The organism is Alistipes sp. An31A (genome assembly GCF_002159425.1).
Lineage (GTDB): Bacteria > Bacteroidota > Bacteroidia > Bacteroidales > Rikenellaceae > Alistipes > Alistipes excrementigallinarum.
The window spans coordinates 92,778-116,230 of record NZ_NFIO01000005.1; the positions used below are offsets into that span (position 1 = coordinate 92,778).

The 23,453-nt window shown below is 64.2% G+C and carries 21 protein-coding genes; 2 read left to right on the plus strand and 19 right to left on the minus strand.

Annotation, left to right across the window (positions count from 1 at the left end; genetic code table 11):
* Positions 1 to 7: 7 nt before the first annotated feature.
* From B5F90_RS06250 to B5F90_RS06275, 6 genes are all read right to left on the minus strand, one after another.
* Positions 8 to 652, minus strand: a complete 645-nt coding sequence (locus tag B5F90_RS06250) for a DUF4136 domain-containing protein (protein ID WP_087361946.1) — start codon at positions 650 to 652, stop codon at positions 8 to 10.
* Positions 653 to 1,180: 528 nt separating this feature from the next.
* Positions 1,181 to 1,789 carry a GTP cyclohydrolase I FolE gene (gene folE, locus B5F90_RS06255; RefSeq protein ID WP_087361947.1) on the minus strand — a complete coding sequence of 203 codons (609 nt, stop codon included), beginning with the start codon at positions 1,787 to 1,789 and terminating at the stop codon, positions 1,181 to 1,183.
* A gap of 88 nt (positions 1,790 to 1,877) precedes the next feature.
* On the minus strand, positions 1,878 to 2,459 hold the full coding sequence (gene rdgB, locus B5F90_RS06260; RefSeq protein ID WP_087361948.1) for an RdgB/HAM1 family non-canonical purine NTP pyrophosphatase: 582 nt from the start codon (positions 2,457 to 2,459) through the stop codon (positions 1,878 to 1,880).
* Between the two features lie 30 nt (positions 2,460 to 2,489).
* Entirely contained in the window at positions 2,490 to 3,173 is a 684-nt protein-coding gene (locus tag B5F90_RS06265; RefSeq protein ID WP_087361949.1) for an ATP-binding cassette domain-containing protein, read from the minus strand.
* On the minus strand, positions 3,157 to 4,041 hold the full coding sequence (locus B5F90_RS11135; RefSeq protein WP_234025749.1) for a hypothetical protein: 885 nt from the start codon (positions 4,039 to 4,041) through the stop codon (positions 3,157 to 3,159). The genes B5F90_RS06265 and B5F90_RS11135 overlap by 17 nt, the downstream gene beginning before the upstream one ends.
* 417 nt (positions 4,042 to 4,458) lie before the next feature.
* A complete protein-coding gene (locus B5F90_RS06275; RefSeq protein WP_087361950.1) occupies positions 4,459 to 5,301 on the minus strand; it encodes an HAD family hydrolase in 843 nt (280 codons plus the stop codon).
* A gap of 211 nt (positions 5,302 to 5,512) precedes the next feature.
* Here B5F90_RS06275 and B5F90_RS06280 point away from each other — a divergent pair, with 211 nt between their 5' ends.
* A complete protein-coding gene (locus B5F90_RS06280) occupies positions 5,513 to 6,040 on the plus strand; it encodes a nitroreductase family protein (RefSeq protein ID WP_087361951.1) in 528 nt (175 codons plus the stop codon).
* A 263-nt stretch (positions 6,041 to 6,303) separates the two neighbouring features.
* On the opposite strand, the gene recJ is transcribed toward B5F90_RS06280, so the two are convergent.
* The 5 genes from recJ to B5F90_RS06310 all read right to left on the minus strand — a co-directional run bounded on the left by recJ (position 6,304) and on the right by B5F90_RS06310 (position 14,863).
* Positions 6,304 to 8,013: a single-stranded-DNA-specific exonuclease RecJ gene (gene recJ / locus B5F90_RS06285; protein ID WP_087361952.1), complete on the minus strand. Its 1,710-nt coding sequence runs from the start codon at positions 8,011 to 8,013 to the stop codon at positions 6,304 to 6,306.
* 65 nt (positions 8,014 to 8,078) lie between these two features.
* Positions 8,079 to 9,104 carry a lipoyl(octanoyl) transferase LipB gene (lipB, locus tag B5F90_RS11140; RefSeq protein WP_239307756.1) on the minus strand — a complete coding sequence of 342 codons (1,026 nt, stop codon included), beginning with the start codon at positions 9,102 to 9,104 and terminating at the stop codon, positions 8,079 to 8,081.
* Positions 9,105 to 9,106: 2 nt separating this feature from the next.
* On the minus strand, positions 9,107 to 9,991 hold the full coding sequence (gene lipA / locus B5F90_RS06300) for a lipoyl synthase (protein WP_087361953.1): 885 nt from the start codon (positions 9,989 to 9,991) through the stop codon (positions 9,107 to 9,109).
* A 1,973-nt stretch (positions 9,992 to 11,964) separates the two neighbouring features.
* Complete coding sequence (locus B5F90_RS06305; protein WP_087361954.1) at positions 11,965 to 12,981, minus strand: helix-turn-helix domain-containing protein; 1,017 nt, start codon at positions 12,979 to 12,981, stop codon at positions 11,965 to 11,967.
* A gap of 892 nt (positions 12,982 to 13,873) precedes the next feature.
* A complete protein-coding gene (locus B5F90_RS06310) occupies positions 13,874 to 14,863 on the minus strand; it encodes a hypothetical protein (RefSeq protein ID WP_106634439.1) in 990 nt (329 codons plus the stop codon).
* A gap of 686 nt (positions 14,864 to 15,549) precedes the next feature.
* Here B5F90_RS06310 and B5F90_RS06315 point away from each other — a divergent pair.
* Positions 15,550 to 16,149, plus strand: coding sequence for a ribonuclease HII (locus B5F90_RS06315; RefSeq protein WP_087361956.1), 600 nt, complete (start codon positions 15,550 to 15,552; stop codon positions 16,147 to 16,149).
* 566 nt (positions 16,150 to 16,715) lie between these two features.
* Here the strand turns inward: B5F90_RS06315 and B5F90_RS06320 are convergent.
* The 8 genes from B5F90_RS06320 to dprA all read right to left on the minus strand — a co-directional run bounded on the left by B5F90_RS06320 (position 16,716) and on the right by dprA (position 23,306).
* A complete protein-coding gene (locus B5F90_RS06320; RefSeq protein WP_087362011.1) occupies positions 16,716 to 17,177 on the minus strand; it encodes a biopolymer transporter ExbD in 462 nt (153 codons plus the stop codon).
* Positions 17,178 to 17,189: 12 nt separating this feature from the next.
* Positions 17,190 to 17,795 (minus strand): biopolymer transporter ExbD, encoded by a 606-nt coding sequence (locus B5F90_RS06325; RefSeq protein ID WP_087361957.1) that lies wholly within the window; start codon positions 17,793 to 17,795, stop codon positions 17,190 to 17,192.
* Positions 17,796 to 17,804: 9 nt separating this feature from the next.
* Positions 17,805 to 18,224: a hypothetical protein gene (locus tag B5F90_RS06330; protein ID WP_087361958.1), complete on the minus strand. Its 420-nt coding sequence runs from the start codon at positions 18,222 to 18,224 to the stop codon at positions 17,805 to 17,807.
* A gap of 27 nt (positions 18,225 to 18,251) precedes the next feature.
* Positions 18,252 to 19,055: a MotA/TolQ/ExbB proton channel family protein gene (locus B5F90_RS06335; RefSeq protein WP_087361959.1), complete on the minus strand. Its 804-nt coding sequence runs from the start codon at positions 19,053 to 19,055 to the stop codon at positions 18,252 to 18,254.
* Between the two features lie 425 nt (positions 19,056 to 19,480).
* On the minus strand, positions 19,481 to 20,515 hold the full coding sequence (locus tag B5F90_RS06340) for an asparaginase (protein ID WP_087361960.1): 1,035 nt from the start codon (positions 20,513 to 20,515) through the stop codon (positions 19,481 to 19,483).
* Positions 20,516 to 20,518: 3 nt separating this feature from the next.
* Entirely contained in the window at positions 20,519 to 21,196 is a 678-nt protein-coding gene (locus B5F90_RS11275) for a TIGR04076 family protein (RefSeq protein WP_087361961.1), read from the minus strand.
* Between the two features lie 20 nt (positions 21,197 to 21,216).
* Entirely contained in the window at positions 21,217 to 22,203 is a 987-nt protein-coding gene (locus B5F90_RS06350; protein ID WP_087361962.1) for a TatD family hydrolase, read from the minus strand.
* Entirely contained in the window at positions 22,200 to 23,306 is a 1,107-nt protein-coding gene (gene dprA, locus B5F90_RS06355; RefSeq protein ID WP_087361963.1) for a DNA-processing protein DprA, read from the minus strand. Before dprA ends, B5F90_RS06350 begins: the two co-directional genes overlap by 4 nt.
* Between the last annotated feature and the right edge of the window lie 147 nt (positions 23,307 to 23,453).

Genomic DNA, 23,453 nt, shown 5'->3' on the forward strand with positions numbered 1-23,453 from the left:
TAGATGGTTATTGTGCCAGATAGGGGGATTGTACGAAGGCCTGGTTCAGGCCGTCGACGGTGCGCTGCAGGTTGAGCTCGTCGTCCGCGGTGAGCAGCCCGCCCAGGAAGCAGTCCCAGACGACGGGGAGCTGCTTGCTGCCCGCGTCGGCGTCGCCCTCGAGGTTGACCATCTCGACCAGCAGCGAGCCGGTCCGGTAGCCGTAGAGCACCGGATAGGGGTAGTACCACCCCAGCCAGTCGCCCCAGTAGCCCGGGCCCCAGTAGTAGGGGTAATAGCCCCACCAGTAGGGGTAGTTGTAGCCCACGTAGTAGGTCACGCGGCTCACGTAGCTCAGCTGGAGGCCCAGCTGTGCCGCGGCCTTGTCCTCCACGCGCGTGTAGTTGCGTGCGTCGAGGTTGTCGACCACCGTGGCGATGAGCTGCTGTGCGTCGGCATCCTTCCAGTATTCGGCCTTGTCGGTGTTGCCGATGAGCAGGATGCTGTCGGGGATGAAGTAGGTGTCGAAGGAGGCGAAGTCGGTCCCCTCGTCGTAGGCCGTGTAGACCAGGTTGTCGTTGTTGAGCCCCGATGCGGAGGGCTCCTTCTGACACGAAGCGGCTGCAATGCCCAGGAGAGCAACCGCAAGGATTCGGAAAATTCGAACGCTCATGACATTTTGATTTTTATGGTTTGTTGGCTGTCGATGCCGGGGGTTCAAATACTGTTCCACTCGAGCGGGGAGCGCGTCGGCGGACCGAATCTGCCGCAAAAAGGTTTTTTCGTGCCGGCGGTGCGGGGTGCTGCGGTGCGTTGCGGGAACTTTTCGGCGGGGAAAGGGCGGAGCGGAAGGTGCCGGCTGCGGGCGGAAAAAGAGGGGCGGAGCGGGGCGCTGCGGCGGGAACAAAGGCGGGAAAGCGGAGGGACGTGCCGGTGTGCCGGTGTGCGGCGGGGAAAGCAGCAGACGGGCGGGAAAAGGATGGAAGATGGGCGATGGAAGCGGCGGCTGGAAGCAAAAAAATCCGGAGGGCGCATGTCGCTCTCCGGATTTTTTTATGATAAGGAATCTGCGGATAAACCGGGCCGCCCCGGTCGTTCTGCCGCCGTTCTGCCGCCGTCCGGGCCGCCGAACTGCGGTCCTCGCCGCCTCGGCTCTTGGTCGTCCTGCCGCCTCCGCCTCCGCTGCCTTTCTGCCCCCCCGCTATCTGTAGCGGTGCGAGATAAGGGTCATGAACTCCTCGCGCGTGCGGTGGTCCGAAAGGAAGATGCCCGTGAAGGCCGAGGTCGTCGTCGCCGAGCCCTGCTTCTCGACCCCCCGCATCTGCATGCACATGTGGCTCGCCTCGATGACCACCGCAACCCCCATCGGGTGGAGCGCCTCCTGGATGCAGTCGCGTATCTGCACCGTCAGCCGCTCCTGGACCTGCAGCCGCCGCGCAAAGCACTCCACCACGCGGGCAATCTTCGAGAGCCCCGTGATGTAGCCGTTGGGGATGTAGGCCACGTGCGCGCGGCCGTAGAAGGGGAGCATGTGGTGCTCGCAGAGCGAATAGAGCTCGATATCCTTGACCAGCACCATCTGCTTGTACTCCTCGCGGAAGGTGGCCGAACGGATAATCTCCAGCGGGTCGGCCTCGTAGCCCTGCGTGAGGAACGACATCGCCTTGGCCACCCGTTCGGGGGTCTTGACGAGTCCTTCGCGCGCCGGGTCCTCGCCCAGCAGGCGCAGAATCTCGGCATAGTGGTGTTTGAGCTGCTCGAGCCGTTCGGCGTCGTAGCGCTCCTGCTTCAGATACCGTTTCTCTTCCATGTCTTCTTCTCTCTTACGTACTTACTTACGTACGTGCGTGTGCCCCCGCCGCCGCGCCTCAGGGGCGCGAAGGGGGCGCTAAGATACCCTATTTTTCGATGGAATGCAAGTAGTCGGCCAGTTTGCGGACCGCGCGGGCGCGGTGCGAGACGGCGTTCTTCTGCTCGGTGGTCATCTGGGCGAAGGTGCGGTCGTAGCCGTCGGGGATGAAGAGCGGGTCGTAGCCGAACCCCTCGCTCCCCTGCTCGTGGTCGATGATGCGCCCCTGGACCACCCCCTCGAAGAGGTGCTCCTCGCCGCCGAGGAGCAGCGAGATGACCGTGCGGAAGCGCGCCCGGCGGTTCGTCTGCCCCTCGAGGTTGCGGAGCAGCAGGCGGTTGTTGGCCGCGAAGTCGTGGCCGTCGGTGGCGTAGCGCGCCGAGTGGACCCCCGGGGCGCCCCCCAGCGCCTCGACCTCGAGCCCCGTGTCGTCGGCAAAGCAGTCGAGGCCCGTGCGTGCGTGGAGGTAGTGGGCCTTCTGCGAGGCATTGCCCTCGAGCGTCGGCTGCTCCTCGGGAATCTCCTCGTCAACGCCGCAGCCGTGCGGCGTCACAAGCTCGAACGTGGGGCCCAGGACGGCCTGCACCTCCTTGAGCTTGTGGGCATTGTTGGTTGCAAAGAGTATTTTCATCGCTGTCAGTGGTTCGGGGTACAAAGGTAACTATTTTTCGGCAAATTCGGCCTCGTAGCGGCGGCGGAAGATGTACTCCAGCTCGCGCATGGCGCGCGGGAACTCCGCACGGTCGTAGCGGGCGGCGACCGTCGCCCCGTCGAGGACGTAGAGGTCGTCGCAGAGCTCCGCGAGCGGCTCCATCAGGTGGGAGGTGACCAGAAGCGTGGCCCCCTCGGCGCGGCGCCGCGCGAGCAGCTGCCGGGCGGCGTAGAGGCTCTCCATGTCGAGCCCGTTGAAGGGTTCGTCGAGCAGCACCACCTCCTTGCGCTGCATGAGCACCGAGGCGAGGGCCAGCTTGCGCTTCATGCCGGTCGACAACCGTTCGACGGGCTCGTCGGCCGGCAGGGCGAAGAGGCGGATGTAGGGCTCGGGGTCCGACGAGGGGTGGTAGTGGGCCGTCAGCTCCAGCAGGTCGCGGCCGGTCATCCCCTCGTAGAGGGGCACCTCGGTCTCGAGCAGCACCATTTCGCGGCGGTTGAGCGGGCGGCCGTTGCGGCTCACGGAGCCCGACGCGGGGCGCAGCAGCCCGTAGAGGGTGCGCAGCAGCGTGGTCTTGCCGGCGCCGTTGATGCCGGCGATGCCGTGGATGGCACCCTGGGTGAGGTGCATGTTGAGGCCGCGGAGGATGTCGCGTCCGCCGAGGCGTACGGTGAGGTTATCGACTGTAATCATGGAGGTAACGGTTGAGGTTGCGCTCGGCGCGCAGGCCGTAGCGGACAAGCAGCACGAGCGAGACGGGCAGCAGCGGCGGCAGCAGGAAGCCGATGAGGCCGAAGAGCATGACCGTCGAGGCGACGGGGCGCGGCTCGTCGGGGTCGTAGAGGGCGTATTTGGCCAGCACGGCGTAGAGCAGCACGAGCGTCGAGAAGGCGAGCCAGAGGGCTGCGACCCAGGCTGCGCGGGGGTGCAGGAGTGCGGCGGCGAGGGCGAAGGGGGCCGTGGCGAGGAGGTAGTTGCGCAGCGCCTCGAAAACCTTGCGGGCCAGCAGGCGGCCGCTCTCCAGCTCGGGGAGGAGCAGCAGGGCGAGGGGTTCGTTGCGGGTGTAGCACTCGACGGCGGCCAGTGCCGTGAAGCCCAGGTAGATGAAGCTCCAGTAGGGGACGGCGGCCAGAAGGAGCGCCCCGAGGGCCAGCAGGAGCGTGGCGATGCGGTGGCGGCGCAGCGTGGCGCACCACTCGGGCGACCAGCCGAGCCAGCCGATGCGCAGCAGGCTGCGGTGGCGCAGGGCGGCGCCGCGGCGGGGAAGCAGGGCGGCCGTCGGTGCGGCGGCCTGGAGAACCAGGGCGTGCCAGGGGTGGCCGGCGGCGAGGAGCAGCAGCGAGGCGGGCAGCAGCAGCAGGTGGCAGTCGTACCACGCCCCGAGGCGCGGGCGGCGCAGCAGGAGGTTCATCAGCAGCGTGTCGCGGCGCGTGAGCTGGAAGCGCACCACAAGGGCGGCGGCGATGAGGGCGGCCCAGAGGGGGTGTGCGGCGGCCACGGCGAAGAAGAGGGCGGCGATGCCCGCCGCGAAGAGGAGCACCACCGGGAGGAACCACCCCACGCTGCGGAGCCAGCGTGCGGCCAGCCGCAGCCGGAGCCTGCCGAGCGAGAGGTCGGAGCGGAAGAGGGGTGTGTCGGGCGTTGCGGGGGTTGCCGGAGCTGGGGGCGCTGCGGGAGCTGCGGGGTTGGAGGGCGCTGCCGGGTCCGAAGGCGCCGCCGGGACCGGGGAGTTGGCCGGAGCGGAAGCGCTGGCCTGGGCATTTGCAGCCGGGGCTGTCTCCCGGGTAGCCGGGGCGGCGGATTTAACGCTCGGTGCCGAGGTGTTTGCGGCCGGGGCTGTTTCCCGGGCGGACAGGGCCGGGGCGGACGGTCGGATGGTCGGGGTCGGTTCCTGGGCGGCGGATTTGGCGGCCGGGGCCGGTGTCGGTTCCGTTTCCTGGGCGGCGGTGGATATGTCGGGTGTGGGGCTCTTCATAGCTTACTTGACCACTTCGAGCTGCTCGAGGCGGTGGTCCACCACAATCTTGTCGATGATGGTCTTCACCAGAATGTCCATCTCCGACCCCTCCGTATAGTCGGCCGGGCAGACGTGGCTCACGCGGTTGTCGTGGATGAGCGAGCCCAGCTCGCGCCGAGCTCCCTTCTGCTCGGGGTTGTAGACCGCGATGGAGTGGCCCCCCGAGCTCTTGACCAGCCGCATGCAGGGGATGTCGGTGGTGCCGTCGCCCACGTATATCATCCGCTTGAAGGGGACCGGACGCTCGTTCTCGGGGATGTAGCGGTTGACCAGCTTCGAGTCGAAGACCGACTCGACCCCCTTGTTGATTTTGAAGATGAACTGCGTCTTGTTGGTATAGTTGACCGCCACGGCGGGCCAGTAGGCGATGCCGTCGACGTCGTAGAGGAACGAGCAGGCGTAGATTTTGCGGAACTCGTGGGCGATTTCCGTCCCCTCGATAATCTCCTTGAGCCCCGAGGAGTTGATGTAGTGGAGGATGCGCACGCCGTGCCGCTCGCCGTAGCGGTTGATGCGGCCGAACCAGTCGCGCACGCCCGGATAGAGCGAGACGCGCCGCCCCGACTCCTGGAAGGCCTCGCGGCGCAGCGAGAGCCCCTTGGACTTCGCCTCCTGAATCATGCGGGCCATGTAGGTGAGCACCATGTCGGCATCCTGCTCCTCGGCCAGCGAGTTGGCCTCCGACCAGAACTCCTTGTTGCTCTTGCCCACGGCCGGAATGAAGTCATACTCTTGCATGTTGCCGGGCGAGAGCGTGCCGTCGAAATCGTAAATCAGGGCAATGGTGATGCTTGTCTGTTCCATGGCTGCATGTGTTTTGGGTGCGGGCGCCGGGTGGCTCCTTCCGGGCTCCTCCGGTTCTCTTTACGGGCTTTTCCAGTGCCGGCCCGGGCTTTTCCAGTGCCGGCCCGGGCGTCGGGACCCCGGAGGGACGCAGGGCGCACGTACAATGTCCAAATATACGGAAAAAATCGCTACTTTTGTGTGAACGAACCTGTAAAAGAGAACAGATACCATGGAATTCAAGACTTTGCTCGAAAAACGCCGCAGCGTGCGCAAGTTCGCGCCCACGGCCGTGCCCTCCGAGGTGGTCGACCGGCTGCTTGCCGAGACCCTCGGAGCCCCCTCGTCGCGCAATTCGCGCTCGACGCGGCTGCTCGTGGTCGACGACCCCGAGGTGGTGGCCCGCATGGCCTCGATGCGCGACTACGGCTCGGCCTTCATGAAGGGGGCGCCGCTGGCCATCGTCGTGCTGGGCGACACGGCCTGCAGCGACCTGTGGCGCATCAATGCCGCCATCTCGGCGACGGTGCTCCACCTGGCCTGCGTCGACGAGGGGCTCGCCTCGTGCTGGGTCCACATCGACGGACGTCCCCGCCTCAAGGCGGAGCCTCAGGGGGAGTCGGCGGCCGACTATCTGCGGACGTTCCTCCCCATTCCCGAGGGGTGCGAACCGCTCTGCGCGCTGGCCATCGGCTATTCGGACTTCGTGCCGGCGCCGCTGCCCGAGGCCGACGACAGCAAGCGCATCATCCGCCTCTGAGCCGGAGCGGCCGGGGTGGCCGGGGCGGCCCGGGGACGCTGCGTTGAGGAGCTGCCGGAAGACCGGGGCGGCGCTGCGTTGCGCGGTAGCTGAAATGGTTGCCCCTGCTTTGCAGCCGCAACCCGGCGGCGTGTCCGGGCGGCTGCGGGATACTCCCCTGCCGGTACGCCCGGGCGGCATCTATCGAAAACGGGAGCCGACCTCAACATGAGGTCGGCTCCCGTTTTGTCCGCTTCTGTCGGAGGCTCCGGCGGCGCTCTCCCCTATCGGTTGAGCACCGGCTTGATGTCCTTGATGCGCAGCTGCGTGGTGACGTTGCCCCGGTAGTGGTTCTCGACAATCTGGTAGCAGACGTCGATGGGACGTCCCGAACGGCACCACTCGTAGTGCGTCGGCTGCTGGAAGGCGATGGTTTGCATCGTCGTGTTGGGCTTCTGCCGCTGCATGAGGTCCATGCGCAGGTGCTCGCAGTCCATCCCCACCAGCTTCACCTCGCCGTGGTTGATGACCCCGTAGGTGACGAAGACCGGCGCCGTGTTGCCCGGTCCGAAAGGCTGGAAGCGGTTGAGCGCCGCACGGAACGCCGGCGTGATGTCCGAGAAGAGCAGCTCGCTGTCGATGTCCACCTGGGGGACGAGCATCTGCGGGTCGATGTTCTCCTCGACGAAGGCGTTGAACCGCCGCGTGAACTCCTCGACATTCTCGGGCTTCATCGTGAGCCCCGCGGCGTAGGTGTGGCCGCCGAAGTTCTCCAACAGGTCCGAGCACGACTCGACCGCCTGGTAGAGGTCGAAGCCCGGCACCGAACGGGCCGAACCCGTCACGAAGCCGTTGCTCATCGTCAGCACCACCGTCGGGCGGTAGTAGGTCTCAATCAGCCGCGAGGCGACGATGCCCACGATGCCCTTCATCCACTTGGGGTTGTAGATGACGGTGCTCTTGCGCGCCTTGAGCTCGGGGTTGCGCTCGATGTAGTCGTGCGCCTCCTGCGTCACCGAGCGGTCAATCGACTTGCGGTCCTGGTTGTAGGCGTCGATGACGTTGCCGAACTCCTGGGCCACCCGCTCGTTGCCCTCGATGAGCAGCTCGACGGCGGCATGGCCCCCCGAGGGCGAGGCGTTCTCGTCGTTCTCGTCCATGCGCATGCGCCCGGCGGCGTTGATGCGCGGCCCGATTTTGAAGACGATGTCGTCGATGGTGATGTTGTGCTTGTCCAGGCCGCAGATTTTGATAATCGAGAGCAGCCCCTTCGACGGTTCGCGGTTGAGGTTGATGAGCCCGTAGTGGGCCAGAATGCGGTTCTCCCCCACCAGCGGCACGATGTCCGAGGCGATGCTCACCACCAGCAGGTCCATCAGCGGACGAATCTGCTCGAAGGGCATGTGGTTCTTCTGGGCATAGGCCTGAACCAGCTTGAAGCCCACCCCGCAGCCCGACAGCTCGTCGAAGGGGTAGGTGCAGTCGACCCGCTTGGGGTCCAGTACAGCCACGGCCTGCGGTATTTCGTCGGCCGGGAGATGGTGGTCGCAGATGATGAAATCCACGCCTTTCTGCTTCGCATAGACTACTTTTTCCGTGGCTTTGATGCCACAGTCCAACGCGATGATGAGTCCTACGCCCTTGCGGGCCGCATGGTCGATTCCCTTGATGGATATGCCGTAGCCTTCGGTATACCGGTCGGGAATGTAGAACGTCAGGTTCTTGTGTCCGATGTGGCGGAGGAACTTGTAGACCAGCGCCACGGCCGTGCAGCCGTCGACGTCGTAGTCGCCGTAGACCATGATTTTCTCATGGTTGCGGACGGCCTGCTCGACGCGCGCGACCGCCTTGTCCATGTCCTTCATCAGGAAGGGGTCATGGAGGTCGGCCAGGCTCGGTTTGAAGAACTTCTCAGCCTTCTCAAGTGTGTCTATGCCTCTCTGTACGAGTAGATTCGCCAGCACGGGAGAGAGCTTCAGCGCCGATGCGAGCATCGCTACCGTCGCGGGGTCTCCCTGCGGTTTCACTACCCATCGTTTTTCCATGGGCATACGTTCTGTTATTTATATATTTCAACATTCAATATCTCACTTAAGCTCTTCGCGACGAGGGCTTTGACCTCCTCCATCGCAATCGTGCGGCCGGTTTCGCGCTCGAGCGACGTGGCGCCCCGGTCGCGGAATCCGCACGGATTGATGCGCTCGAACCACCTCAGGTCGGTCGATACGTTGAGCGCGAAGCCGTGCATGGTTATATAACGGGACGAGCGCACTCCTATTGCGCAGAGCTTGCGCGTCGGGCCGTCGGCCGCCGTGCCGATGCACCGGGCGGCTCCCTCCGCTGCGTCCTCTTTTGCGGTTGCTGCGTCCTCCGTTGCGGTTGCTGCGTCCTCCGTTGCGGTCGCTGCGCCTTCGGTTGTTGTTGCTGCGTCCTCCGTTGCGGTTGCGGCTGCCGGGGCGGCTCCGTAGTCGGTGCCGGCTCCGAGCCAGACGCCCGAAGCGCCGGCGATGCGACCCGTGCGGAGGCCGTAGTGCGCCGCCACGCGGATGACGCACTCCTCGAGCGCCTCGATGTAGGCGCGCAGCCCGATGCCCAGCCGCTCGAGGTCGAGAATCGGATAGACGACCAGCTGCCCCGGACCGTGGAAGGTGATGTCGCCTCCGCGGTCGATGTGGTAGAACTGCGCCCCGAGCCGCTCGAGCATTTCGCGCCCGACGAGCAGGTTCTCGGCATGGCCGCTCTTGCCCAGCGTATAGACCGGCGGATGCTCGACCAGCAGCAGCGTGCCGACATCCTCTGCGTCAGCCTCGACTGCTTTGGCGGCCCCGGCCTGCGGCATTGTTGCGGCAGTTCCGGCCAGCGATTCCGCTCCGGCCTCTTCTGCGGCCCCGGCATGCTGCCCTTCTGCGGCTTTGGCCTGTTCTGCTGCTGTGGCGTGCTGCCCTCCGGCGGCTTTGGCCTCTTCGGCTGCCGCGGCGCTGCGGGCTGCACCCTTTGCTGCGAGCAGGGCGTCGAAGAACTGCCGCTGGAGGTCCCAGCAGCGGCCGTAGTCCATCGACCCGAGGTCGCGCAAACGGAGTCTCATCGCTACAAACTTTTCACACTGCGGAGTGCCTCCTCAGCCAGATACGACGACCGCACCAACGGCGCGCTCGCGCAGTAGCTGAATCCCATCTCCAGCGCTTGAAGTCTGTACCATTCGAATTTTTGGGGAGTTACGTACGCCGCTACGGGGTAATGCTCCAGCGTCGGTCGAAGGTACTGACCAAGCGTTACAATCTTCACACCCACATCGCGCAAATCGCGCAGGGTCTGCAATACTTCACCATCGCTCTCGCCAAGTCCTACCATCAGTCCGCTCTTGGTCGTGGCCCCCTGCCGGGCAAGGATGCGCAACGTTTCGAGGCTCGTACGGTAACGGGCCCGCGAGCGTACGACGGGAGTAAGTCGTTCGACGGTTTCGATGTTGTGCCCGATGATGTCGGGCCCGGATGCGACGATGGTGGCCAGATGTTCGGCCTGCGCATCCAAATCGGGAATAAGGAGCTCAATTGCGGCGCCGGGCACCTCCTTGCGGATGGCCTCGACGGTGCGGGCCCAGTGTTGGGCTCCGCCGTCAGGCAGGTCGTCCCGTGTGACGGAGGTAACGACGACATACCTCAGCTGCATGAGCCGCACGCTCTCCGCAACCTGCTGCGGTTCGGAGGGGTCGGGCGGTGCCGGATGTCCGGTCCGGGTGGCGCAGAAACGGCAGCCCCGCGTGCAGATGTCGCCCAGAATCATGAAGGTAGCCGTACGACGGCTCCAGCACTCGGCCTTGTTGGGGCAGAGTCCGCTGCTGCAAATCGTATGCAGTCCATGTTCCCGGACGATGCGCTGCACTTCGGCGTATTGGGCCGTGCGGTGAAGGCGAATCTTCAGCCAATCGGGTTTTTTCAGCACATCGACCTTGTTGTCATACAACTTCGGCATTTAAGTTCATTATTTTCCAATTGATGCAAAAATAAAAAAATAATCCATGAAAAGCAACAGAACGGCGGTGAAAGCGCTGCGTTCGGGGTGCGGAAAGTGTTCGGAAAGGGGCTTGGGGCCTTGTGCAGACGGGATTGCGGCGGCGAAAAAAAAGATGGAGGCCCGGGGTCCGGGCGGGCGGCGGAGGGTCATTCGGGCGGATTGCCGCGGGGACTTGGGACGGACTGTTGCGGGAACTTGTGCCGGGTTGCCGCGGGGACTTCCGAGCGGTGACGCCGCGGTGTCAACAGGCGTCGTGCTGCGTTTGCGGGGTCCGGGCGGGCGGTGGAGCGGTGGAGCGAGCGGTGTTTCTGGCGGCTGTGGGAACTTGTGCCGGGTTGCCGCGGGGGCTTCCGAGCGGCGGCGGCGCGGTGTTAACGGGACGCGTGTTGCGTTTGCGGGGTCCGGGCGGGTGAAAAATGGGAACCGGGGTGTGAAGCAGCTTTCAGCGGCAGGCAGCCGCGGGCCCGGGGATGTTTCCGGACGGCGGGTCTCCGGGATTGCGCGGTTGGGGTGGCTTGAGGGAAAAGGCGGCGCGGAATGAAGGGGCCGGCAGGAGCGGTCGGTTCGGCCGGAACAGCCGGAACAATCGGCGCGGTTGCTCCTTTGCGGGCCCAGGGCGGGGTGTTTCCGGGCGGCAGCTGAGTGAGGATGTTTCCGGGTGGCAGCGAAGCGGGGCGCCGGGTCTTCTGTGCGGATGTCCGCTGCGGAACGCAGAGCGGGCCAGCGGCGCGGTTGTGCCCTCCTCCTCCGCCGGGCTCTGGGCGGATGCTCGGAACCGGTACGTGCCGGGGCTGCGGGAACCGGGCGGCTTCGGAACCGATGACGTGTGTTGTCTGCCGGGGCAGCGGTCGGGCCGGAGTTGGGGTCGAGGAGGTGTGTTGTGTCGGGGTCGTCGGGGGCGTGTTGGGGCTGATGGGGTCGTGCCGCTATTGCGGGGTGTCGGACGGATTTGATGGGTGCGGAGGGTTGCAAAAAGGTTTGTGCCGACGAAACGGCGACTCTTTTCGTTTGGTGCATCGGACCGATTCCGTTCCTGCGGTCAGGGCACAAAAAAAGGGGACCGCGTATACCTGCCGGTATCGGGGCCCCTCTGGTTAGGTTAGTTAGGTTAATGAGAAGCGGGAGATTCCCACGTTGTGATACACAAAGGTAAATCGATTTTTAGCGAAATCCAAATATTTTTCTTACAAAATTTACAATTTCCTCCCCTTGGATGCGATGATTTATAATTGAAATTTTTTAATTAGTGCAAAATTTGTAATTTTTTCAACTAATTCCGAACTCCGTTCTCAGCTCTTTGCAACGGGGCGAATCGCCGCTGTGCGGTCTGGGGCGGGGTTTTTCGGCCGTTTGGAAGGGACGAATCCGAGGGCGGGTGAGGCCGATTTGTTGCGTGCGGTTCGGGTTTCCGTTCCGCTTCGCTTCGGCAGCGGGATGGCCGATAGGGAGCTGGAGGGGTGAGGGAAGCGGCGGCCGGGGCTGGCGGTCGGTGGTATGGGCGCGGACGGGCGCGACAGTCTGGTGTCAGGCTGAGACCGGCGGGATGGAGGACAAACGAAACGGAGCTCCGGGGCCGGTGAGGCTTCGGGGCTCCGTCTTCGGAGGCATTTCCCGGTCTGGAGCGGGATGTGGGTTTCGGCCGTTCGTCCCGGCAGGAGCAGGGCCGGTGTGGACAAGGTACCGGGCTCTCCGCCGGCACGCCGTCCTGTCGTCCCGCCGTGCTGCCGTCCCGTCGTGCCGTCCGACCGTTTTCTTCGCTCCGCTTCCCCGGTGCGTGTCGTTCCGGCGTGAGCCTTGGCGGCGGGCGGACCTCAGGTCGTGGCAGCTTCGCCCGGCTCCATAGCGGCGGGCTGAGGCTGTTCGCGGGCCGGAGTCTCGTGCAACACTTCTCGTAGCATCGTTCCGGCGTGAGCCTTAGCGGCGGGCGGACCTCAGGCCATGGCAGCTTCGGCCGGCTCCAGAGCGGCGGGCTGAGGCTGTTCGCGGGCTGGAGTCTCGTGCGGCGCCTCACGGGGCGGCGTTCCGGCAGCGCCCGGCCGTGCGGAGAGCGCCTCCTCCGGCTGCGTGCGGGGCAGGCTGTCCCCCTCGGCGGCGCGGAGGTGGCGGCTGCGGTAGGCTGCCGGCGTCATGCGGTACTCCTTCTTGAAGAGCTTGATGAAGTGCGACGTGTTGGGGAAGGTGCACTCCACGCCTATCTCCGAGATGGACTTCGAGGTCGAGATGAGCAGCAGCCGCGAGTGCATCAGCCTCTGGCGGATGTACCACTTGTGGGGCGGCATCTCGAAGTGGCGCCGGAACTCCTTCTTGAACGAGGTGAGCGAGCGGTTGGTCAGCCGCGCCAGCTCCTCGATGGAGATATCCTTGAAGATGTGGTCGTAGACCGTCTGTTCGAAGTTCTCCTTGGCCGTGTCGATGTTGCTCAGCAGCTTGCTCTTGATGCAGCAGTCCTCGTGCGAGGCGATGAGGTAAATCAGCTCCGTCATCTTGATGCTCTCGGCGGTCTCGTCCTGCAGGAAGCTCTCGTCGCGCAGGTAGTTGTTCGTGTTGACGAAAAAGTTGCGCAGCGAGCTCCATGCGGGCATGGCGACGTGGGTGCGGTTGTGGCAGTTTTCGCACGAATGGTCGTTCGAGATGTTGAGTCCGTAGGTGATGTTCAGGTGGAGCAGGATGCGCTGCAGGTCGGCGGGCGTGTAGTAGAAGAGCACCTGCTCGAAGGGCTGGCCGTTTTCGGGGACGTTCTCCACGTAGTGGTGGCCGAGCCCCAGGTAGAAGACGTCGCCGCGGTTGAAGGCCTGGCGTTTGTCGCCGTCGTAGACATACTTCGTGCCGCGCAGGATATAGCCTATGGCGTAGCGTGAGAGGGCCAGCGACTGGATGCCGTTGTGAAGCGTTTCGACATACTTCACAATCATCGGCTGTTGGGCCGAGGGAGTTGTAGAATTCTTCATGCAGTAATTGTGTTTTTGGTTTCGGTGAACAGGAAGTTGCGTCTAGGTGTTCACCTCCAAATATACAATATAATATTTAATAAATAAAATAATAAATACCCTATTTGTGTCATAATGGGGCGAATAGGACCGAACGAGGTGCGAGGGGGTCCGAATCGGGTATCGGCGCAGCGGCGCAGGCGCTTGTGCAGGGCTCTGCGTGGGGCTTTGTGCGGGGGTATGCAGGGGTATGCGGAGGCGTCGAGTGTGTTGGAACAGGGCGGGTTGCGGGACGACTGCGGGGGTGGTGGTTGTGGCGAGTTGCGGATGGCCTCTTGCGGGGTAGCTGCGGGACTGCTGCGGTAGGCTGGCCGGTTGTGGAGGCAGTTGGGTGCAGGCCGGGGCGGCGGTTGCGGGGACTTGCTGCGGGAGTGGTTGCTTCGGGGAAGGAATGCTTCGGGGGGAGGAATGCGTGGGGATTGCCGGTTTTGTTGCGGTATGGGGCGGCGGATGGATGTGGAGGAGTTGACCGGAAGGCGGGGTTTCTGTCCCCGGGGCGGGCTATCGGGATGGAAAGCAGACGGGGCACAGCGGCGGAAAGGGCGGTCGTAATGAAGGGGCGCGGGAGTGGACGTGGAGGCTGTCGGGAGCCGACAGCGGGGATAGCAGTGTGGATGGTTTGAGGAGTGTCCCGGGGCAGGGCGACAGTGGGTGGGGTAGTGGGGCCCTTTGCCGCGCGTTATGACCGGTTCTTTTTGTTGGGAGGAAGACCCTTTGCGGCGGTGTGCCCTTTTATCGGGTGTGGACCTTTGCAGCGATGTTGGCAAGCCTTTTTGGGGCTGAACAATCCTTTGCCGCGGTGCGGTGCAGGTTTTTCCCGGACCGGAGGGGATGTGCTGTGGCGAGGGCCTCGTTACCGGAGTGCGGCGGTGAGCTGCGCCCAGAGGTAGGGGGCTGCAAGCGCCCAGACGAGCAGCAGCGTGTAGAGGGCCAGCGAGAGGGCGTAGTGCATCCGTACGAGCAGGAAGGGGGCCAGCAGCGCCGTGGGGAGTGCGCAGAGCAGCAGCGCCACGGAGGTGGCGCAGGGGAGCAGCGCGACGGCGACGGTGAGCAGCAGCATGCAGCCCGCCAGCGCGAGGATGCCGCGCGCCTTGAAGCCGACCGAGTAGACGCTGTTGAGGTAGGCGGCCAGCGAGGCGATGTCGAGCAGCAGCAGCGCTCCGGGCAGCAGCAGCGCGGGCCAGGGAAGGTTCCAGAGGTGCATGCCGTCGTTGTGGGTGAAGAGCTCGACGGCCTGCTGCAGCGGAGCGTCGAACGGCGCGCCCGTGGCCCAGTTGAGGTAGCAGGCCGTCAGCAGCGGCAGCAGCATGCCCGCGAGGGTGACGGTCAGCTCGCGCAGCGTCCGTTTGAGCAGCACGACGGCGGCCGGCAGCAGCAGCATCAGCGGTGCGGCGGGCAGGTAGACGAGCGGAACGAGCCCCAGATAGAGCCCTGCGCGGAAGATGTTGTCGAAGGCGTAGCCGTTGCGGAACGAACGGCAGAAGTTGTGGGTCGAGAGGGCGAGCAGCAGCAGCGTGACGGCGCCGACGAGCCCGGCGGCGGGCCAGGCGCAGGCGGCGGCGATGCCGAAGAGGGGAATGGCCACGCAGCTGTTGGTTGCGTAGAGTCCGTAGCGGACGGTGATGCGCCCCGTGAGCAGTCCGGCCCAGAGCAGCAGCACGAAGCTCATGACGCGGCTCCATACGGGGGCGCTCTGCTCGAAGTCGAGCAGCCAGCCGTCGAGCTGCGAGAGGGGCGCAACGGCCTCCGGCGCAGCCGTGGGGGCGACGCTGGCGACGCCGGCGACGAGCAGCAGCGTCACGAATGCCGGAATAATCGGCTGTCTTGCTATGTCGAAGTTCATTGCCTGTGCTTTGTGGGGCCACCGGTGGCCGGCGGCTTCCGGGGTTCGGTTTGGCCGGTTTCCGGAGTTCAGTTTGGCCGGTTTCCGGGGGAGCGGTTTGGCTCGTTTCCGGGGGCCGGGGAGTGGGTCGCTCCGGGCGGGTCCAGCTTGCTCCGGGCGTCTTGCCTCCTTCGATTCGGGCCCGGGGTGGAACCTTATCCGTCGGTCCGGACGGGCTCGGATGCGACGTGGCTTCGGTTGTTCGGGCGGCCTGGGGTTCGGGTGGCTTAGGTTGCGCTCTGCGGGCCCGTCGGGCCGGTGCAGGTCCGACGGGGCGTCCCCATTCGGTTCGGGCGGCTCCCTCTTCTCCGCTCTGGCCCCGGAAATCTTTTGACGGACGTCTCGGCTCCTTCGGTTCGGGCCCGGGGTGGAACCTTTTCCGTTGGTTCTGGCGGCTTCGGCTGCGCCGGAGGTCCCGCTTGTTCGGGTGGTTCCGGTTGCCTGTCGGGGTTCAGTCCGCCTGGCACCCGGCTAACTGTTCCGGGTCCTGTTTGTCTCCCGGTCCGCGATTCCGGAGGTCTGTCTGCCTCCCGGTTCGCAATTCCCGGGGCTGACTCGCTTCCGGCTCTCCGCTCTGCGGTTTCGCCTCGACAAAAGTAGCGAAAAAGCCTGAACGGGCCTAAATTATTCGTAACTTTGTTCCCGTCATGCTGGAGACCTCTTTCCAATACGAACTTCCTGAGGCGGGGTGCGACGAGGCGGGGCGCGGATGTCTGGCCGGGGCAGTCTTTGCCGCGGCGGTCATCCTCCCGCCCGACTTCCACCATCCGCTGCTCAACGACTCGAAGCAGATGAGCGAGCGCAATCGCGACCGGCTGCGTCCCATCATCGAGCAGGAGGCCGTGGCGTGGGCCGTCGAGGCGGTCTCGCCGGAGCGTATCGACGAAATCAACATTCTCAAGGCCTCGTTCGAGGGGATGTCGCTCGCCGTCGGGCGGCTCGGTGTGCGGCCCGGCTTTCTGGCCATCGACGGCAACCGCTTCTACACCTCGCTCGACATCCCCTACCGCTGCATCGTCAAGGGTGACGGCAAGTATGCCGACATTGCGGCGGCCTCGGTGCTGGCCAAGACCCACCGCGACGAGTACATGCGCCGTCTGGCGGAGGAGTATCCGCAGTACGGGTGGGAGCGCAACAAGGGCTACCCCACGCGCGAGCACCGGCTGGCTATCCGCCGTTACGGGCTGACGCCCTATCACCGTCTCTCGTTCATTCACGACAACGACCAGCTGGAGTTTTCTTTCTGATTCTGGCCGGCCGGGGTTTTTCGGGGAGGAGCCGGGGTTTTCCGGGTGAGCCGGGTTTTTTAAGGGGAGCCGGGTTTTCCGGGTAAGTCGTGGTTTTCGGGGAGTCCGTGGTTCTTGTTCCTTGGATGGGCGGTTCTGCTTTTTCCCGGTGTGCTGCATCGTCTCCCCTGCATCGTCTCTCCCCTGCATCGTCTCTCTCCTGCACCGTCTCCCCTGCACTGTCTCCCCTACACCGCCTCTCCGCATTGTCTCTCCTGCACCTCTCCCCTCCTTTTTTGGGGGCTTTTCCCCTTTCGTGAATTCCTCTTCTCTTCCGGGCGGGGTGTCTTGTTGTCTGCGGCCCGACTCCGGGGCGCCCTCAGCGTGTGCGGGTACGAGAGGAAGGAAGCATTCTCTTCCGCCTGCAAACGGGCGGAGGCCTGTCGTTATCTCCCTCCCCCGAGGCGGGCGGACCTGTTCCCTGCGCCGGCGGGTGGCCAATGCATCCCCTTCCCATGTCGGCGGGCACAAAAAAAGAGCGGACCTCGCTGTGAGGTCCGCTCTTCGCTTTGAGGGTCGACCCGGGATTAGTAACCCAGCGACTTGGAAGCCGCATAGGAAATTTTCAGGGCGTTGGCACGGCGAAGCTCCTGCTTTACGTCGGTCACGATACCCATCTTGGTCTTCTCGTCGGCCTTGAGGCAAATCGTCATCGAAGCACGGTCGGCCTCGTTGAGCTTGTCTCGCTCGGCGGCGACGAAGTCCAGAATGTCCTTGGTCGTCTTATAGGAGTCGTTCAGCTGGATGCGGGGCGCGGTTCCGAACTTCGCCTGCATGGCCAGCGTCGGCTGTCCGATGTGGATGTAGCTGACGAGCGATTTCTTCTCCAGCTTCTGCACCTCGGTTGCTTCCGGAAGCTTGTATCTTACAAGAAGTTCCTGTTCGCGCATGGTCGTCGAAACCATAAAGAAGAAGAGAATCATGAAGATTACGTCAGGAAGCGATGCGGTCGAGATAGGGGGCAAGGTCTTGTTGCCCTTCTTTTTCATTACTGCCATAGCTTACTTCTTTATGTTACGCGGTTCGGCCTCCGAAATCTTCAGAGGTATTGCTTTCGAGATGACGTCGCGCTGCCCCTGCGTCAGGTCGGCAAATTTGCTGCCGAACTTGCGCATCGAGACCTCGTCGCGGACCTCGTTGAAGGCGCGCGTGAGCTCGTTCTGAACCATGATGTACGACTGATAGCCGGTATCACGGGTCGTCTGCAGCGATACGACTCCCTGACTTACGGGATAGGTCCACTTGCTGCCGTCGGGCAGGTCGAAGGTCTCATCCACCTTCTCCGGAAGATTTGCGTCCTCCATCGGGTTGAGGATGAACTCCTTCGTCTTGTCTTTGAGCTGATGGATATCAATAATCTCCTGGTTGCCCGACGTTCCTGCCATGATGTTGCCGCTGCCCGAGATGAGCACCAGGAAGAGGTTGCGCTCCTTGACCTTGATGTTCTCCTGTTGTACATCCTCGGGAGGCATCGGCGGAAGCATGCGCACCAGACCCGTGTCGGTGTTCATGGTAGTGGCCACCAGGAAGAATATCAGCAGCAGGAAGGCGATGTCCGCCTGCGAACCCGCATTGATATCCGGTGTTTTTCTCTTATCTATTGCCATTGTTCTCTGTTACTTGAAAGCTCTCCAAATTTCAGTAACAACGGTCGTCAGGAATGCAGCTGCGAAAGCGACATAGGTTACGATGATGCTCGTTTCGGTAATGACGGTTTCGCTGTGCCCGAAGAAGCCGTTGTTCTGAAGATCCACGATGTTGACCGTATGGCCAGCCGAATAGAAGTAGGCCACGCCAACGACTATGATTACCAGAGCCAGGGCCAGGATGGACCCCTTGATGCCTGCCGGGTTCTTGATCATCCCGAAGATGGCGCAGAAAAGTGCCGATGCAAGCGCGAACACGAACAGGGCGTAGCCCCATATCAGGTTGACGCTGATTGCATCTTCCGATCCTCCGGTCGCAATCGCGTAGACCAGAAGAGCAACCGTGATGACCATCAGAACGCTCAGCAATATGCTAAATGCCTTTTTCATATTTGCTTTTGGTTTTTCTGCGTTCGATTATTTCTTGCTGTAAGCAGTCAGGATATCCATCAGCGTGATGGACGAGTCTTCCATTGCGTTTACCAGAGAGTCAATCTTCGATACGATGTAGTTGTAGAACAGCTGGAGAATAACGGCTGCGATAAGACCCAACAGGGTGGTCAGAAGGGCGACCTTGATACCACCGGCTACCAGCGTCGGGCTGATATCACCTGCTGCCTGAATCTGGTCGAATGCGTCAATCATGCCGACAACCGTACCCATGAATCCCAACATAGGCGAAAGGGCGATGAACAGGCCAATCCACGACAGACCCGACTCCATCTGGCCCGTCTGTACCGAACCGTACGATACAACCGACTTCTCAACGGCGTCGAGACCCTGGTTGTAGCGGTCCAGACCCTGGTAGTAAATCGATGCGATGGGACCGCGCATGTTGCGGCAAACATCCTTGGCTGCCTCGATGCCGCCCTTCTTCAGAGCCTCCTCAACGGCTGCGATGAGCTTCTTCGAGTTGATGGTCGACAGCGACAGGAAGAGAATGCGCTCGATGGCTACTGCAAGACCGAATACAAGGCAGAGCAGAATCGGGAGCATCCACATCCAACCGCCCTCGAGGAACTTCTGCATCAGAATGTGGTGCATGCTCTCGCCGGCGATTTCGGTCTCGGCGGCTACTACGTCCTCGGCTACCGGGGTTTCCTCGGCTACCGTGGCCTCTTCGGTTGCCGGAGCAGCAGCGGCCTCGGCCTCCTGCGCAAACGCGTTAACAGTACCCAGCGAGAACAAGGCAACTGACAGAATCAAAAAAAGTTTTTTCATAGTTGTGTTAGATAAAATTAATTTGATTAGTTGAATTTGTAATCGTTTGTGGTTTTGTTTTAAAGTTCGTTTCTTCCTTTTCTGTTCCGTTGCCTGCCGCCGCCTCCCTCCATGCGGAGCCGGGTGCGGTGTCGGCGGATTACGGTTCCGTTAAATTTTTCCCGAAGTCCAAAAAAATCGAAAAAAATATCGTTTTTCTCTCCTCCCGGCACGCTTTTTCGCCGCCGTTTTCTCCTTCGGAGGGTTTCCGAAGGCTCCGCGGGAGATGCGCTCCCGAGCGGGAAAAACGTCGCCGGAAAATTTGCAACTTCGTATCAATCAACTCGGTACCTTGCATCGCGGTCTGCTCCGACCCCGTTTCAGGGCTCCGAAAAGGCCGCTTTGCAGTGCGAAATATAGGAAAAATATTTAATCTGTGCAACGTCCTATCGGGTAAATTCGCCGTGGAGAGGGCGTTGCAGCAGTGCGCGGCTCTCCTCGTCCGGAAGCCCCTTGCCCAGCACGTACATCAGCTTGGTGACGGCCGCCTCGGTGGTCATGTCGTAGCCGCACAGCACGCCCGCCTTCTGCAGGCGCAGTCCTGTCTCGTAGAGCTCCATGGCGACCCGTCCGCCGCCGCACTGCGTGACGTTGAGCACCAGGATGCCGCGGGCGATGGCCTGCTCGATGAGGCGGATGAACCACTCGCTCGTGGGGGCGTTGCCCGCGCCGTAGGTCTCGAGCACCACGGCGCGGATGCCCTCGACCGAGAGGATGCCCTGCAGGATGCGGGCGTCGATGCCCGGGAAGAGCTTGACGATGACCACCCCGTCGTTGAGCGACGTGGCGATGCGCAGCTCGGGCGATGAGTCGGCGGGGTCGGGGTGGAGGATGGCGGCGTAGTTGTAGGTGATGTTGACCCCCACCTCGGCCAGCGGCGGGTAGTTGTAGGAGCGGAAGGCGTTGAGCGCCTCGGCGCTCCGCTTCGAGGTGCGGTTGGCGCGGAAGAGTCGGTTCTGGAAGTAGAGCGAGACCTCGGGCACCACGGGGCGGCCCCCCTGGCTGGCGCCGGCGATTTCGATGGCCGTGATGAGGTTCTCGCGGCCGTCGGTGCGCAGCACGCCGATGGGAATCTGGCTGCCGGTGAAGACCACCGGCTTGGAGAGGTTCTCGAGCATGAAGCTCAGCGCCGAGGCGGTGTAGGACATCGTGTCGGTGCCGTGCAGGACGACGAAGCCGTCGTAGCGGGCGTAGTTGTCGCGAATCAGGCGGGCGAGCGTCACCCAGTTGTCGGGCGAGACGTTCGAGGAGTCGATGACGGGGTTCATCGTCTCGACGTCGATGTCGACGTTGAGCCGCTTGAGCGAGGGGAACTCCTCGTAGATGCCGCTGAAGTCGAACGGGACGAGGGCGCCGGTGGCGGCGTCGGTCTTCATGCCGATGGTGCCGCCCGTGTAGATAATCAGGATGGATGCGCGCATAGCTTATGATTCGGTTTTTTCGTGTGGTCGGGTTTCGGGGTTGGCAGGGGCCGCGGCAGGTACGGCCGCCGGGGTCGCGGAGGTTGCTGGGGTTGCTGCGGCGGGTCTGCCGCGGTGTCGGGCGGCGTCGGAAGCCGAAGGGGCGGCGTCCGTTGGGGAGGCGTTGCTGCGGAGGGTTTCGGAGCGGTTGCCGGACCGGGTTTCGGGCCGGTCGGGCTCTTTGCCGGCGGGCATCTCATTTCCGGGCGTCGGGTCGGCCGGTTCTTTGCGGGCGGCGGGCTCTCCGCTGCCGGGTGTCGGGTCGGCCGGTTCTTTGCGGGCGGCGGGCTCTCCGCCGTCGGGGGTCTGTTTGCCAGGGGCCTGTCCGTCGGGCGTCGGTTCGTCGAGCGCCTCCACCAGAAAGCTCACCGGGCGGAAGCCGTCGTTGCACGAGAGCATCGCCGAGGCGGGGTTCTTCATCCACCCGTCGTAGAGGCCCGTCGCCCCGTGGGCCAGCGCCATGACGAAGGGCGAGAGGCTCTGCCAGGCACTCTCGCACAGCCCCTCGGGGCGGCTTAGGCCGTCGCACTCGAAACACTGCCCCACGCTGAGGTCGCAGGGGTGGTCGAGCGGGTTCTCGTAGCGCTCCATCAGGTCGCGGTAGCAGGCCTTGCGGATGACGGTGATGCGGATGCGTTTCATGATATCCGGAGCGTTGTCATTCAGTTGTTTGCAGTCGTTCGGCCGGCTCCTTCGGAAGCGGGCGTTTTCAGTGCGTCGGGCGCTTCGGCTGCGGTCTTCCCGGGCTCCTCGGCTGCGGCCTTCCCGAGCTCCTCGGCTGCGGCCTTTCCGGGCACTTCCGCTGCTGCCCTTTCGGGCTCCTCGGCGGCCGGCAGCGCCCCGAGGCCGAACATCCGCTCGGCCGAGGCCGTCGTGCGGCGGGCCACCTCCTCGGGCGGGAGCCCCTTGAGGGCGGCCACCCGCTCGCAGACGAAGCGCACGTAGGCGGATTCGTTGCGCTCGCCGCGGTGGGGCACCGGGGTGAGGTAGGGGCAGTCGGTCTCGAGCACCAGGTCGTCGAGCTCCATTGCGGGGACGGAGGCGGCCACCTGGCTCCGCTTGAAGGTGACCACCCCGCCGATGCCGAAGAGCCAGTCGCCGCAGGCGCGGAGGCGGGCATAGCGCCCCTCATCCTCCGAGAAGGCGTGGAAGACGCCGCGCAGCGCGGCACCCTCGCTGCGGGCCCGGGCGCTCTCCTCCGCGATGATGCGCTCCATCTCGTCCCACGCCGCGCGGGTGTGGATGGCCACGGGGAGCCCCCGTCGCCAGGCCATGCGCAGCTGGGCGGCGAAGGCCTCGCACTGCTCGGACATGAAGTCGCGGCTCCAGTAGAAGTCGAGGCCGATTTCGCCCACGGCGCAGAATGCTCCGATGCCCTCGGGAGGCGCGTCGAGCAGCCGCTCGACCAGCGCCAGCTCCTCGCGCCAGCGGGGGTTGTCGTTCACCGAGGTGGGGTGGAGCCCCATCATCGGGATGTAGCGCGCCGGGTTGCGGCGGCTGAGGGCGAAGAGGCGTTTGTGGCTTTCGGAGTCGATGGCCGGGAGCAGCAGCCGCTCCACTCCGGCCGCGGCGGCACGGGCGAGCGCCTCGTCGCGGTCGGCGTCGAACTCCGGTTCGTAGAGGTGCGAATGGGTGTCGATGAGTCTCATGGCAGTTTCATGTATCGGTTGCCGGGGAGCTGGCGGACGGCGCCGCTCAGCTCGAGCCCCACCAGCAGCGTGGCCAGCTCGCCCGGGTCGAGTCCGCTCAGCTCGCCGAGCGTCTCGAGCGAGAGGGGGTCGTCCGTGCGGAAGCAGCCCAGCAGCCCCCGTTCGTCGGGGGTCAGACGGCGGTCGCCCGGCGTCTCGGTGCGGGTGTCGCGCTGAGGTGCGGCGCTCTCCCACTGCAGCTCCGTGATGATGTCGTCGGCCGTGAGAACCATCTGTGCCTTCTGGTTGCGGATGAGGAAGTTGGTGCCGGCCGACATGCGGTCGGTGACCCGTCCCGGGAGGGCCATCACCGTGCGGTTGTAGCCGTCGGCGCAGTGGGCCGTGAAGAGCGAGCCGCCCGAGGCGGGCGATTCGACGACGAGCGTTCCGGCGCTCAGCGCCGCGATGATGCGGTTGCGCGCCAGGAAGAGGCTGCCGTTCTGCCGGGTCTGCGAGTGGAGCTCGGTGAGCAGCGCGCCGCCCTGCTCGAGGATGTCGCGTGCCAGTCCGGCGTGCTGCGTCGGGGTGACCCCGGGCAGCGGGTTGGCCACCACGGCGACGGTCGGCACCCGGCAGGCGAGGGCTGCGCGGTGTGCCGCGGCGTCGATGCCGAAGGCCAGGCCGCTGACGATGGAGAGCTCATCGACCCGCTCGGCGAGCCGTTCGATGAGGGCGTGGCACATCGTCTCGCCGTAGGGCGTAGCCGTGCGCGTGCCGACCACCGAGAGGCAGCGCATGTGGAGCGCCCGAAGTTCGCCCCGCAGGTAGATGACGTGGGGCGGGTCCGGAATATCGCGCAGCAGGGGCGGATATTCGGGGTCGGTCGAGGCGATGGGCCGTATGCCGTTGCGGCGGCAGTAGAGCAGCTCGCGCTCGGCGGCGGGGAAGCCCTTGCGCTGGAGGATGGCCCGCAGCGGCTCGGGACGCAGCCGTGCAGCGCCGGCCAGCTCGTCGTGCGAGGCGGCGAAGATGCGGCGGGCGTCGCCGAACACCTCGAGCAGGTGTGCGGCGCCCTTCACACCGATGCCGGGGGTCATCTGCAGGGCGATGTCTTCGAGTGTCATGGTCGCGGGGACTCTTTTGCGGGAGATAAAGGTAGTGATTTCCGGGCGAAGACGGATGGGTTGGAGGCGGAAAATGCGTAAAGTTGCGAATAAGTTTTGCAGATATCGGAAAAGTGTGTATATTTGCGAACCGAAACGACCCGGAGC